Here is a 13,116-nt window from a genome sequence, read left to right as displayed (position 1 = left end):
GGAGGGGAATTGTTCGTGAGTACATTTGATCATTCACACATTAAACATGCAGTGGCTTCACTTCGAAGTGAGGGACGTGATCATCACTTAGATCGTGAACCAGAATCGAGACGTTCGCACAAGTCAGCTCGTTCTCGTCATTCAAGTCGCGGTCATTGGTTCTTTGGCGGTGGTGGACACCGTAAATCACGCCGCAGTAAAAAAAGCTACAGAAGCTATCGTTCAAAGAAAAGTTATCGCTCTAAGAAAAGCTATCGTTCGAAGAAAAGCATGAAGAGCAAAAAGTCATGTAAAAGCAAAAAATCTTACAGAAGCAAAAAGAGTGAACCGAAAAAGTCAAACCGCAGTAAATGCAGATCCCATCATAAGAAAAGCTGCCGCAAATCACACCGCAGCAAATGCAGATCTCATCATAAGAAGAGCTGCCGCAAGTCACATCGCAGCAAATACAGATCCCACAATAAGAAGAGCCGCAAATCTCGCCGCAGCCATCGATCTAAACGTTCTCATCACCATAAACGCAGCCGCTCTTGCCGAAGATGTGGAAAGAAAACGCATCGTTCCCGAAATAGAGGAAATGTTGAGCGTAAATGGGATCAAGGGAATATGTGGGAATACCGCCGTTTCCGCTAGGCATTCAATCATCATTTTTGAAACCCTTTTTAAAAGAGAGTATGATAAAAAAGGGTTTTTTTTGTTTCATAGAGAAATAAAATGAGACATCATAACTTAGCGAAATGAAGATTGTGAGGGGAAGACATGAAGTTTTTTACAGGTGAAATACATAGCAGCATGTTTATTGGGGTAGTCATTGATGATGAATGGGTGATGGACGTCAAAAAGGCAGAAGCCAAATTATTTGAGCTTGAGACACTGCCAAACTCTTTATCTGAGTGTATCAGAATGGGGGACAAGTTTGTTGAACATGTCGGGCAGCTTCTTGATTGGGCTGAGAAAAAAGAAGAAGACCGCGGTTCTTATGTATATCCGCTTTCGGACGTGAAACTCCATGCCCCGATTCCAAAGCCGTCTAAAAACATCATGTGTGTCGGAAAGAATTATCAAGATCATGTGATGGAGATGGGAAGTGCGGCGGATATTCCTGAAGACGTGATGATTTTTACAAAGGCACCTACTTCTGTCATTGGACACGAAGCGGACATTCTTCTTCATGAAGCTGTGACAAGTGAATTGGATTATGAAGGAGAGCTTGCCATCGTGATGGGCAAATCAGGAAAAAACATTGCTCCTGAAGAGGTCCAAGATTATATATTCGGTTACACCATTTTAAATGATGTGACGGCAAGAGATTTGCAGAAAAAACATAAACAATTTTTCATTGGTAAAAGCTTAGATACAACCTGCCCGATAGGACCTTATATCGTTCATAAGTCAATGATCGAGGATCATGGTGCGCTCCATGTGGAAACAAAGGTAAACGGAGAGGTTCGTCAGTCTGCCAGTACGGAATTAATGATCTTCACAGTTGAGGACATTGTCTCCACTCTTTCAAAAGGGATGACATTAGAAGCGGGTGACATCATTGCAACAGGTACACCTTCTGGGGTAGGGAAGGGCTTTGAACCGCCTAAGTTTTTAGCTTCTGGAGATCGAATTGACATCACGATTGAACCGATTGGAACGCTGACAAATCATGTCAAATAAAGCGCGTGATGACACAGGATTGTCGCTTTGTGTTCGACTTATTTCGTGGTACGATGAGAAGGTACTTGTTCTGATAAAGGGGGAAATCAAAAATGGGAACACATTTACATATCACAGCATGGGTGCTGGGGATTATTTTATTCTTCGTAGCCTTTGCTCTAGCAGGTAAAAATGACAAAGGCGCTAAAATTGTGCACATGATCGTTCGTTTATTCTACTTGATCATCATTGCAACAGGCGTAGAGCTGTATGTTCGCACAGGAATGAAAATTCCAGGTTACGGGGGCGAGTATATTGGAAAAATGATTCTTGGTATCCTCGTGATCGGTTTCATGGAAATGGTCCTAGTGCGCAAGAAAAAAGGAAAATCGGTGACTGGTGTGTTGATTGGTTTTATCGTATTTGCGATTGTGACCATTCTTCTCGGTTTACGTCTGCCGATCGGTTTCCATATCTTTTAATATAAAAAGGACATTGCTTATACGAAGCAGTGTCCTTTTTATGTGGCATCAAATTGTGAAACGATCCGTTGTCCGTCTGAAGTGGTCCATTCAAAAAGAATGTGATTGGCTGCTGGCTCATGGTGACATTGAAGTGCAAGTGATTGCGTATCTGCCGAAAACTGAAAGAAAGAGACGCGCTGCAATGAATGAAAGGAAGAGAAAACACAATCATAGACGGAAAAACCAAGCTGCTCTATCTGGTCAAGGATGTGATCAAAAACGTTTTCCGGTACGAACATGAGAAGATCAAGCCAGCCTTTGGCAAGAGACGCCGTATATTGAATGTTTTCTCCTCCCTGTACTTCTATTAGCTGCCCGTTTTCATGAAGAATCATAGAACCGAGCAATTCCCCTTTTGTCCATTTGTCATTTTCCTTCAAACAGATCATTGTGCTTTGAAGACTTTCTGGCAGCATGATCTCTCCTTCATCATCTTCAATCAGGCAATGCCCGTTTTCAATGAGCAAATACCCATTACACCATCTTCTGCTGCAGCGTTCAAGCTGTCTCATTCGATTCTCCATTTGCAAAAGCTCCTTTCCTCTTTCTTTTCTTACCAAATCAAGCTTGTCCTATACGCCGGGAAAAAAGGACAAATCAACTATCAAGGAGACGATGCATAAACTAAGAAAGGCTGAATGAGAACACTTGAGGAAAAACGGATGGGAGCTGATGATGATGTGTGGAATTACAGGCTGGGCAGACTTTAAAAAGCAGCTCATCCAACAGGATCATGTAATCAATCAAATGACAGATACATTATCTAAAAGAGGGCCAGATGATACAAATACATGGAAAAGTGAGCACGTTCTTTTCGGGCATAAAAGGTTAGCGGTGGTAGATGTAGAAGGCGGAAAGCAGCCGATGACATATACACATCAAAACCATGCTTATACGATTGTATACAATGGAGAGCTCTATAACACGGAGGATATAAGAAAAGAATTGTTAAAAAGGGGGCACCGCTTTCTTGGGCATTCTGATACAGAAGTTCTTCTTCATGCCTATACAGAATGGAAGGAAGAGTGTGTCTCTCATTTTAATGGCATTTTTGCATTTGTGATCTGGGATAGTGAGCGTGAATTGTTATTTGCAGGGAGAGACCGGCTAGGCGTCAAGCCATTTTTCTATACAGAACGTCATCATTCCTTCTTATTTGGTTCAGAGATCAAAGCACTTCTTGCTCACCCTGATATCAAAGCAAAAGTCGATCATGAAGGACTGTCGGAGATATTTGGCTTAGGACCGTCAAGAACACCAGGTCAAGGCGTGTTTAAAGGGATAAAAGAGCTGAGACCTGCACATGCCTTGACCTTTTCAAAAGACGGTCTGCGCGTATGGAGATACTGGAATGTTAAAAGCAAGAAACATACCGATTCACTTGATGACACCGCACAGCACATTAAGCATCTCTTTACAGATGCCGTGACAAGACAGCTCGTCTCTGATGTGCCTGTATGTACATTTTTATCTGGGGGCGTCGATTCTAGTGCCATTACTGCCATTGCCGCTAAGCACTTTGAGAAAATAGGGAAAGCACCGCTTCATACGTATTCCATTGATTACGAAGGAAACGATCAATTTTTTGAGGCAAATCAATTCCAGCCGAATGCTGACGGCCCATGGATTGATCGAATGACCAAAGCGTTTCAAACGAATCATCACAGCTGTATCATTGGGCAAAAAGAGCTCGCTTCCTATCTGAAGGAAGCCGTTGAGGTTCGAGACTTACCGGGTATGGCAGATATTGATTCTTCCTTGCTTTGGTTTTGCCGAGAAATTAAAAAGGACTTCGTTGTTGGCTTGTCAGGTGAATGTGCGGATGAAATCTTTGGCGGCTATCCTTGGTTCCATATGGAAAATGAAACGAATGGTTTTCCTTGGATGAGATCGACTGAAGCTAGAACGCAGCTCCTGCAAGACTCGTGGCAAAAAAAGCTGTCACTTAAGGAATATGCGCAAAGCAAATATGAAGAAACGGTGGCAGAAACGCCTCTTTTAGATGGAGAAACCGGCGTCGATAAAGCCCGGAGAGAACTTTTTTACTTAAATATGATCTGGTTTATGACAACACTGCTTGATCGAAAAGATCGAATGAGTATGGGGGCTAGTCTTGAGGTACGTGTGCCATTTGCAGATCATCGCCTTGTCGAATATGTGTGGAATATTCCTTGGGAAATGAAAATGCATGGAAATCGTGAAAAAGGGGTTTTACGAAAAGCATTAGAGGGAATTTTACCGAATGAAGTGCTTTATCGAAAGAAGAGTCCTTACCCGAAAACACATCATCCAGCCTATACTCAGGCTGTGAAAGAGATGCTCACAGACTGCCTCGCGCAAAAAGACTCTGTACTTCACGAATTTTTAGATCCACATCAATTAAAGCAGCTGATTGAAACGGAAGGGGCTTCCTTTCATGTGCCATGGTATGGCCAGCTCATGAAGGGCCCGCAGTTGATTGCCCATCTAGCACAGATTCATCATTGGTTTGAAACGTATCGAATTGATATAGAAGCGTAATAAAGAGTCGGCTTTCTTGCACATGTTGAAAGGAAGCCGGCTTTTTTGATACATAACATGAGGATTTTTGAGCACATCAAAAGTTGATCTAATCTTTCTAATTTGTATAATTAACTTAAAGTGAATTAATTTGGAGGAAAAAGGATAATGAAAATCATTGTGATTGGAGCGGGACCAGGGGGCCTTGCAGCAGCTATGATGCTTCAAAGCAAAGGACATGATGTTCATGTATACGAAAAACAGCCCTTTGTCGGCGGGCGTAACGCTAAGTTTCAGCTTGGTGATTTCACGTTTGATACAGGTCCTACCTTTCTCAGTATGATTCATATTGCAGAGGAGCTGTTCACCTTTGCTGGTAAAAATCTTTATGACTATATTGATGTGATTGAATTAAAAGAGATGTATAGATTAATATTTCAAGACAATCAGCTGGATATGATCCGGGATCGCGATGAAATGTACAAACGATTAGAAGCCTTTGCACCTGGTGAGGGCGAAGGGTATTTACGATTTATGAATGATACAAAGCGCAAAATGGATCGTCTCACACCAATTTTACAAAGTAAAATGGACCGCTTTCATCATTACCTTCGCCCGAAGGTGATCAAAGCACTTCCACAGCTTTCACTAAATAAAAGTTTGTATGATGTGCTGTCAGACTATTTTTCGAATGAATCAGTGAAATATGCTTTTACATTTCAATCAAAGTACTTAGGAATGTCTCCATGGGAATGCCCTGGTGCGTTCTCGATCCTTTCGTTTATGGAACATGACACAGGTGTATTTCATCCGAAGGGCGGTGTCAATCAGCTGTCAGAAGCGATGGCGAAGGCGGCGCTTGAAGCTGGGGCAGAGATTCATCTGTCAGCAGGCGTTGAAAAGCTGCTCACGGAGGGAAGGAAAGTAAAAGGCATTCGTTTAGAATCTGGGGAAGAAATACAAGCAGATGAGATTGTCGTCAATGGAGACTTTGCACATGTGATGACAAAGCTTGTCGAGCCAGGACTCTTAAAGAAATACAGCGAGAAAAAATTAAAAAAGAAAAAATTCTCATGCTCTACCTTTATGCTTTATTTAGGACTGGATACCATGTATGATGAGCCGCATCATACCATCGTTTTTTCCGATGATTATGCTAGATTTGTCAAAGGCATTACGAAAACATATGAGCTGCCAGATGATCCGTCTATTTATATTCAAAATGCAAGTGTAACCGATGACTCACTTGCTCCAAAAGGAAAATCAGCTCTTTATGTGCTGGCTCCAGTTGCCAATAACCAAAGCGGTATTGACTGGGAAGCGCATCAAGATGAATTTAGAGAGCTTGTGCTGGATACATTGGAGCGGAAAACCGGCTTTCAAGATGTGAGACAGCATATAGAAGTCGAGCGGATGATCACACCGAAGCAATGGGAGGAAGACCTTTACGTATATGAAGGAGCTACATTTAACCTCGGCCACCAGCTGACGCAGATGATGGTCCTAAGGCCGCACAATGAATTTGATGAATTAAAGAACTGCTGGCTTGTTGGAGGAGGAACACATCCAGGAAGCGGACTGCCAACCATTTTAGAATCAGCACGTATCACGACAAATGCCATTCTTAAAAAAGAGAAACATTCACACAAAACAATGCCGCATCAAGAAAAGGGGAGCGCCTCATGAAACAACATATATTGATTGCAGGTGGCGGTATTGGCGGAATGATCTCAGCGCTTTATTTAAAAAAAGCGGGACATGATGTCACCCTTGTCGAAAAAAATGAACGGCTTGGCGGGAGACTTGCTTTTGTACGTGAGAAAGGATATAAAGTAGATGAAGGTCCGACCATTGTCCTACTTCCTGACATGTTAAAAGGCATTTTACATGAGGTAGGAATTGACGAATCATCTCTTGATCTTGTGGAGCTTGATCCGCTGTATACCATTCAATATCAAGATGGAACCTCCTATACGAAGTACTCTGATGCACTCCGTCAGTTAGATGAAATCAGACGTGTATTTCCAAAAGAAGATCAAGGGTTCCAGAGGTTTATGGAAGAAATGACGGACCGGTTTCAAGAAGGACAGAAAGCCTTTCTAGAAAAATCATTTCACGAAAAACGTACATTTTTTACAAAAGCGAATATGAAGATTTTAATGAAATTAAAGGCGTATCGAACGGTACAAAGCGCTCTGAAAAAATATTTCTCAGACGAACGCCTGCGAGATGCATACGCACTTCAAACCCTCTATGTTGGAGGAAACCCGTATGAAGCATCGGCTATTTATTCGCTTGTGTCCTATAGTGAGCACGCACATGGAATCTACTATTTAAAAGGCGGCTATGCGAGTTTAGTAGATATATTGGAAGGGCAGCTCATCAACATGGGTGTGCATGTAAGAAAAAATGAAGAAGTCACACAATTGGTGTTTGAGGGAAAACGGGCAGTCAAAGCAAAAGTAAATGATGAACATGTAGCTGCTGATGCATTTGTGATCAATGGAGATTATCCAGCTGCGTTAAAACAGCTTGGCTTAGAAGAACAAGATCGCCGGAAATACGTGCCTTCCTCTGGCTGTGTGATGGTGTATCTCGGGTTAAACAAAATGTATCATGAAGCACCTGTTCATCAATTTTTTATGGGAGAACACTTTGATCAGCATATGAAAGAGGTTTTTCAAACGAAAACGATTCCTCAAGACCCGTCATTTTATACATTTAATCCATCGATCATTGATCCATCTCTTGCCCCAGAGGGCTGCAGTGTTCTATACATGCTCGTTCCCGTTCCTTCAGGAGATCATATCAACTGGGAAGAGGAGACAGATTTTGTCGAGAACATGGTGGATCGCCTTGAGAAAAGAGGCTTTCCGAGATTGCGAGAGTCGATTGTTTGGAAAAAGGTCAGAACACCAAATGATTCCTTGCAAGAAGGATTGTTTGAAGGTGGCAGCTTTGGACTTGCACCTAATTTGTTTCAATCAGGTGTCTTCCGCCCGCAAGTGAAGGTCAGCGAGACAGATAATCTTTATGCGGCAGGTGCTTCCACGCATCCGGGCGGCGGGGTGCCAATCGTGATGCAAAGTGCGAAGCTCATGGCCTCTGTACTACTAAAAGATTTGAATGATAGAAAGGAAGTGAAGCTAAGTGGTTGATGTACAAACAGCATTAAAAGTATGTGAGGAAACCATTCAAACCCATTCTAAAACGTTTTACCGGGCCTTTTCCATGCTGCCTAAAAAGAAAAGACAGGCCGTCTGGGCCGTGTATTCCTTTTGCCGTAGAGCAGATGACATTGTAGATGAGTCCCCTTCGCCAAAAGAGGACCTTGCATCCTTTCGGGAGACGTTTGATCGATTTTTACAAGGTGAGGTAGACCGGAATGATCCAATATGGGTGGCGCTAGAGCATACATTTCAAGAGTTTCGGATGGATGAAGCCCCGTTCCGTGACCTGCTCCAAGGACAAGAGATGGATATAGAGCAGCAGCGATACGAAACATTAGATGAACTGCTCATCTATTCCTATCATGTTGCTAGTACCGTTGGACTCATGCTTCTCCCCATTATTGCACCGCGTAAAAAAGAGCAGCTAAAAGAAGCAGCCATTTCGTTAGGGATTGCTATGCAGCTCACCAACATCCTTCGAGATATTGGGGAAGATCAGGCTGAAAGAGACCGCATTTATTTGCCAAAGCAGGTGATGGATCAATTCGGGTACACAGAGCAAGAATTGCAGGAAGGGGTTGTGAATCAAGCCTTCCAGCACGTCTGGGAGTACATTGCCTTTGAGGCAGAGGCATACTACGAGGAGTTTTTTGACCATCTTCATGAATTCCCGCTGTATTCACGAATACCGGTGAAAGCAGCAGCTCACTTTTATAAAGCCATTTTAGATAAAACAAGAGAAAACGAATACCGCGTCTTTACAGAGCGGGCATTTATTTCAAAACAGGAAAAAGCACTTATTTTAGAAGATATTACGTAAAAAAGGACTGCACCCAGTCCTTTTTTATGTGGAAGAAAAGCGATACTCCGTCCATACTCTGGAACGCCAGCGCCTATACATGAAGATGCCTCTGACCCATTCATCCACGATAAAAGAAATCCAAACCCCAATGAGACCCATTTCAAGCTGAATGCCTAGCAAGTAAGCGATCGGAAGCCCGATTCCCCACATTGATATCATCGCCATATACACTGGAAACTTCGCGTCACCAGCCGCCCGTAATGAATTAATAATGACCATATTAAAAGAGCGTCCCGGCTCTAAAATGATCGTCAATAGGAGAAGTGTGGCGGCGATTTGAATGATTTCATGATTGCTAGTGAAAAAGGTAAGCAAATGCGTCGATGATAAAGATAAAGCAGTAGAAGAAAGAAGAGAGATCCCAATGGCCCAGTATAAGCTTTTCATACATCTGCGGTAGGCAGCATCAAATTCTTTCGCTCCAATATGGCGCCCGATTAAAATCTGTGTCCCTTGGCTAATCGCTGCACCAAACAACATAATGAACATCATCAAATTTTGAGTGTAGACCTTTGCTGCTAAAGCCTGCGTTCCCATAAATGTAATAAACAGTGTAATGATCATTTGAGAGCCGTTATAAGAAAGCTGCTCTCCAGCAGAAGGAATGCCAATTTTCAGCAGCTTTTTTAAATGCGTCCGCTGAATGTGAAACATACTCTTCAGCGAAAAGCGCAATCCAATGCGGCGGCGGACAATGAGGATCATCGCCATCAATCCGATCAACCGAGCCAGTGAGGTTGAAAAGGCAACACCCATGACACCTAATACCGGAAAGCCAAACGGACCAAAAATGACCAAATAATTACCGGCAACGTTGAGCAAATTCATTCCGATGGTGACATACATCGTGTCTCTTGTATATCCGTAGCTTTTTAAAATAGCACTATACGTCATAATGAGTGCTTGAATAAAAGAAAGCAGGCCGACAATTTGTAAAAAGACCGCCGCATCCGGCATGAGTTCACTTGATAAGCCCATCATGTGCAGGATTGGAACAGCTAACACAAACATAAGGAGACTAATGACAAAGCTGATCAAGAAGTTGGTTCCTAGTGAGACATAGGCGACTTGAGCCGCTTCCTGCTTGCGGTCAGCTCCTAAAAGCTGCGCAATCACAATGGTCGTTCCTGTTGTAATGAAGCTGAACATGACAATTAATAAATTCAGGAGCTGGTTGCTTACACCTACTGCGGCCACACTGTTATCGGAGTATTGGCTGAGCATGAGTGTATCAGCGCTCCCCATGAGCATATATAAAGAGATTTCGATAAAAATAGGCCAAGTTAATGCAAATAATGAAGGGTGTGTTTTCTCATCTTTTGCTTGAACCTTTTCATATGACAGGGTTTGAGATTTCATCACATAGCCCCCTTTCGTATAAATCCGATTTATAGTGTACCGTGCATCGACTATAATAAGAAGAGACGAAACCGAAACTTATTGGAGAAATCCGACTTCATAAGGGGATGAATATGGATCGATTTATTACATTTACTGTACCGCCGTTTCCTACTTATATTGCATCAGGTAAAGGGGTATTTCATCAAGGAGAAAGACATATCTCAAGAACCTTCACTGTATTTGATCTGCTCTATGTCACAAAAGGTGAACTATGGATGACAGAGGGCGAGGAGGCTTTTCATGTAAAAGAAGGTGAATATACGATTCTCTCACCGGGCCTGTCTCATGGTGGACATCTGCCATGTGAAGAGGAAACCCACTATGAGTGGCTGCATTTCTCAATTGACCGATTTGAGCTGACGAACCGGCCGAGAGAACACTGGATTGATATGAAACAAAATCAAGCTACCTTTGAAAAGCCGGCAACCTATGAATTTAGTCTGCCCCGTTTAGGAAAAGTGAAAGGACGAAGTGTGTTAGAAAAACACCTTTCAGCGATGAGCGCACTAAATCATGATGCATCTGAACTTCCGCTGAAAAAACAGCTTCTATTTGAGGAACTGCTCATTCACCTGCAAAAGGAAGCATTCCATATTCCAAGTGCAAAGGAGACCGTTGCATCAGAAGTGGTTCATTATCTTGAGCATCATTTTATGGAGAAATTACACATGGAGCAGCTTGCAGAGAAACTGCACTATCATCCTGACTACATGACAAGATGTATGCAGACAGTATATGGATTGACGCCAAACCAGTACAGCCATCGTCTCAAAATCGAAAAAGCCAAAAGCATGCTGGCATCAACGAATGAAAAAATCGCTGCTATTGCAGATCATGTAGGTATTGACGACCCTACTTATTTTTCTAAACTGTTTCGGCAAAATGAAGGCATGACGCCGATCGAGTACCGTCATTTAGCAAAAAGAACGACAAAGTAAAGGAACGTGAACAGATGAAAAGGGAAAAGGAAGAGCTTGTGAACATACGTCCATTAACCGAAACGGACTTAGAGACGGTGTGGCATTTAAAATTTAAAGCATCAGACCAGTCCTATCGAAAATGGAATGCCCCTTATTTTTATGAACACGAAATCCCGCTTGCTGCATTTAAGAAACGTTACTTACAGGAAGAATCCATTCCCCAAAAGCTATATGGCATTGAAATAGATGGTGATATCAAAGGCACCGTCTCATATTATTGGGAGAATGAACGTACGAGGTGGCTTGAATGCGGCATTATCATTTATGACTCACGTTTTTGGAGCGGGGGTATTGGGACAAAGGCATTAAATCTATGGATTGATGTGTTATTTACGCATATTGATATCCCTCGAATTGGTTTAACAACTTGGTCAGGGAATGAACGGATGATGCGGTGCGCAGAGAAATGCGGATTTGTCCTTGAGGGGAGATTGAGAAAGGTCCGTTATTATCAAGGAGAGTATTATGACTCTATGCGCTTTGGGATGCTGAGAGAGGAATGGCAAAGCCTCCCGCGCAATATCCTCTGAATCATTATTTTTTCAGGACAAAAGTATCATATAATGGAATAAACTGAAGAAGAAGGGTGGCAGATGAATGTGGGCTGGATAACTGGATGGTTTGTTTCTATTTTAGTCGCAATCTATCTATTGATAGATGCACCAAAACATGGGAAAAATAAATGGTTATGGTCTATATTAGGTCTTTTATTCGGGCTCTTTGCATTTGGGATATACCTCATCAAAACAGGCAGAAAAGGATTGGGCTGGACAGTTCTGATCGTGTCCATCATCATCTATTCTATTGTTATACTAGTCTTTGTCTTTTACTTCCTGTTGCTGATCTTCGGATACTCAAACGCATCATAGAGAGCGCGTATACATAAGGGGGAATTTAAATATGAGATTAACGGGTCTATTCGTTTCACTTGCTGTTGCCATCTATTTATGGTTTGATGCGCCAAAGCATAACAAAGACAAATGGCTGTGGGCCATTTTAGGCGTGCTATTTAGTACCATCGTACTCGGTATTTATTTGATCAAGACAGAGAGGAAGGGGCTGGGCTGGACGATCTTGATTTTAACCATCTTGTTTTATCTCATGCTGCTCATCTCTGTTTTGATCGGTGTTATTCTTTTTTATCAGGCGCCTTCATGAAGAAGGGCCTTTTTCTTTTACCTTTTGAGCCGGTACACCAGCAATGACGATCTGCTCTTCATGAAAGGAACGATTCACTACGGCATTTGCTCCGATTGAAATATGATTTGCAATATAAATGTCTCCAAACAGCTTAGCACCGGGGCCAATCCATACGTGATCTCCAATGGTTGGGACATCCTTTTCGGAATGGTTTTGGCCAATATTCACCCCTTGATGAATATCACAAAATGCCCCAATTTTTGCGTGCTTATTCACAATTAAGAGACCACTATGATTGATTCTAAGACCTGGGCCAAAGACGCCAATCGGAATATCAAAGCCAAGCTGCATGCCTTTCTTTTTATGTAAATAGCGATAAAACCATTTGCGCAGTAGAGCGCCGCTATTAGAATAGTATTCATATTTTCGTAAATACCTTTGATATTTCCATATATCGTCCCCAAACCACTTTGGTCTTCTGCGCGTAATCGCTAATGCTTTCTTATCCTGCGTTAAGTAATGGTGAAGATCGTGCTTTGTAAAAATCATCAAATTCCCCTCCATTCCTTTATGTTTCAGAGAAATTATACCATCCAAACCATTTATATCAAGAAAAAATGATGTTACTTCTTCAATTTTCTACCTTCATTTCATCCAAATTTCTTCATAAAATGAGCGCTTTGAGTTGAATAGAACAAAAGAACCAGGAAGAATGATTTGTAATTTTTTTCAATATCAAACCGTCTCATGCGTTCCATCCCCTTATGGCAGTAAGGTTTGTAAAAATTACTCGAAAATACTCATTAAAAAGAGAATATTGCATTCATATGCTTTTTGAATCATCTTTTTGAATACAATTGACTTTCCTATCTCACATCCTCTAGGCTAATAAATGA

Annotated in this window: 14 protein-coding genes and 1 pseudogene; 12 read left to right on the top strand and 3 right to left on the bottom strand. The window is 42.0% G+C overall.

Going from position 1 to position 13,116, the window contains the following annotated elements:
- Positions 1 to 15: 15 nt before the first annotated feature.
- The 4 genes and pseudogenes from JJ692_RS19330 to JJ692_RS15820 all read left to right on the top strand — a co-directional run.
- Positions 16 to 66 (top strand): annotated as a pseudogene (locus JJ692_RS19330) (hypothetical protein); the annotation flags it as partial.
- A gap of 256 nt (positions 67 to 322) precedes the next feature.
- Positions 323 to 718: a hypothetical protein gene (locus JJ692_RS15830; RefSeq protein WP_172881196.1), complete on the top strand. Its 396-nt coding sequence runs from the start codon at positions 323 to 325 to the stop codon at positions 716 to 718.
- 41 nt (positions 719 to 759) lie between these two features.
- On the top strand, positions 760 to 1,665 hold the full coding sequence (locus JJ692_RS15825; RefSeq protein WP_206533939.1) for a fumarylacetoacetate hydrolase family protein: 906 nt from the start codon (positions 760 to 762) through the stop codon (positions 1,663 to 1,665).
- Between the two features lie 92 nt (positions 1,666 to 1,757).
- Entirely contained in the window at positions 1,758 to 2,126 is a 369-nt protein-coding gene (locus tag JJ692_RS15820; protein WP_024426524.1) for a YisL family protein, read from the top strand.
- Positions 2,127 to 2,164: 38 nt separating this feature from the next.
- On the opposite strand, the gene JJ692_RS15815 is transcribed toward JJ692_RS15820, so the two are convergent.
- Complete coding sequence (locus JJ692_RS15815; RefSeq protein ID WP_044334171.1) at positions 2,165 to 2,692, bottom strand: DUF2777 family protein; 528 nt, start codon at positions 2,690 to 2,692, stop codon at positions 2,165 to 2,167.
- Between the two features lie 154 nt (positions 2,693 to 2,846).
- On the opposite strand from JJ692_RS15815, the gene asnB reads away from it, so the two are divergent.
- From asnB to JJ692_RS15795, 4 genes are all read left to right on the top strand, one after another.
- Positions 2,847 to 4,688, top strand: coding sequence for an asparagine synthase (glutamine-hydrolyzing) (gene asnB / locus JJ692_RS15810; protein ID WP_075622772.1), 1,842 nt, complete (start codon positions 2,847 to 2,849; stop codon positions 4,686 to 4,688).
- 147 nt (positions 4,689 to 4,835) lie between these two features.
- The gene (locus JJ692_RS15805; protein ID WP_206533938.1) at positions 4,836 to 6,353 is read left to right on the top strand and encodes a phytoene desaturase family protein; all 1,518 of its coding nucleotides are present in this window, start codon (positions 4,836 to 4,838) and stop codon (positions 6,351 to 6,353) included.
- Entirely contained in the window at positions 6,350 to 7,825 is a 1,476-nt protein-coding gene (locus JJ692_RS15800; RefSeq protein ID WP_073204647.1) for a phytoene desaturase family protein, read from the top strand. The genes JJ692_RS15805 and JJ692_RS15800 overlap by 4 nt, the downstream gene beginning before the upstream one ends.
- The gene (locus tag JJ692_RS15795; RefSeq protein WP_073204649.1) at positions 7,818 to 8,657 is read left to right on the top strand and encodes a phytoene/squalene synthase family protein; all 840 of its coding nucleotides are present in this window, start codon (positions 7,818 to 7,820) and stop codon (positions 8,655 to 8,657) included. The genes JJ692_RS15800 and JJ692_RS15795 overlap by 8 nt, the downstream gene beginning before the upstream one ends.
- Positions 8,658 to 8,681: 24 nt before the next feature.
- Here JJ692_RS15795 and JJ692_RS15790 read toward each other — a convergent pair whose 3' ends face one another.
- Positions 8,682 to 10,058 carry an MATE family efflux transporter gene (locus JJ692_RS15790; RefSeq protein ID WP_073204652.1) on the bottom strand — a complete coding sequence of 459 codons (1,377 nt, stop codon included), beginning with the start codon at positions 10,056 to 10,058 and terminating at the stop codon, positions 8,682 to 8,684.
- Positions 10,059 to 10,171: 113 nt separating this feature from the next.
- Here JJ692_RS15790 and JJ692_RS15785 point away from each other — a divergent pair, with 113 nt between their 5' ends.
- The 4 genes from JJ692_RS15785 (at position 10,172) to JJ692_RS15770 (ending at position 12,238) form a co-directional block, all read left to right on the top strand.
- On the top strand, positions 10,172 to 11,038 hold the full coding sequence (locus JJ692_RS15785) for an AraC family transcriptional regulator (protein WP_206533937.1): 867 nt from the start codon (positions 10,172 to 10,174) through the stop codon (positions 11,036 to 11,038).
- A gap of 14 nt (positions 11,039 to 11,052) precedes the next feature.
- Positions 11,053 to 11,610, top strand: a complete 558-nt coding sequence (locus JJ692_RS15780; RefSeq protein WP_073204656.1) for a GNAT family N-acetyltransferase — start codon at positions 11,053 to 11,055, stop codon at positions 11,608 to 11,610.
- A 63-nt stretch (positions 11,611 to 11,673) separates the two neighbouring features.
- Positions 11,674 to 11,949: a hypothetical protein gene (locus JJ692_RS15775; protein WP_024425087.1), complete on the top strand. Its 276-nt coding sequence runs from the start codon at positions 11,674 to 11,676 to the stop codon at positions 11,947 to 11,949.
- A 31-nt stretch (positions 11,950 to 11,980) separates the two neighbouring features.
- Positions 11,981 to 12,238 carry a hypothetical protein gene (locus tag JJ692_RS15770; protein ID WP_024425086.1) on the top strand — a complete coding sequence of 86 codons (258 nt, stop codon included), beginning with the start codon at positions 11,981 to 11,983 and terminating at the stop codon, positions 12,236 to 12,238.
- Here JJ692_RS15770 and JJ692_RS15765 read toward each other — a convergent pair.
- Positions 12,233 to 12,769, bottom strand: coding sequence for a serine O-acetyltransferase (locus tag JJ692_RS15765; RefSeq protein ID WP_056766114.1), 537 nt, complete (start codon positions 12,767 to 12,769; stop codon positions 12,233 to 12,235). The two genes, JJ692_RS15770 and JJ692_RS15765, sit on opposite strands and share 6 nt — an antisense overlap.
- Between the last annotated feature and the right edge of the window lie 347 nt (positions 12,770 to 13,116).

Source organism: Bacillus sp. 3a (assembly GCF_017161885.1).
GTDB lineage: Bacteria > Bacillota > Bacilli > Bacillales > Bacillaceae > Bacillus > Bacillus safensis.
The sequence above is the reverse complement of the archived record's forward strand: the minus strand, read 5'-3'. Positions and strand labels throughout refer to the sequence as shown.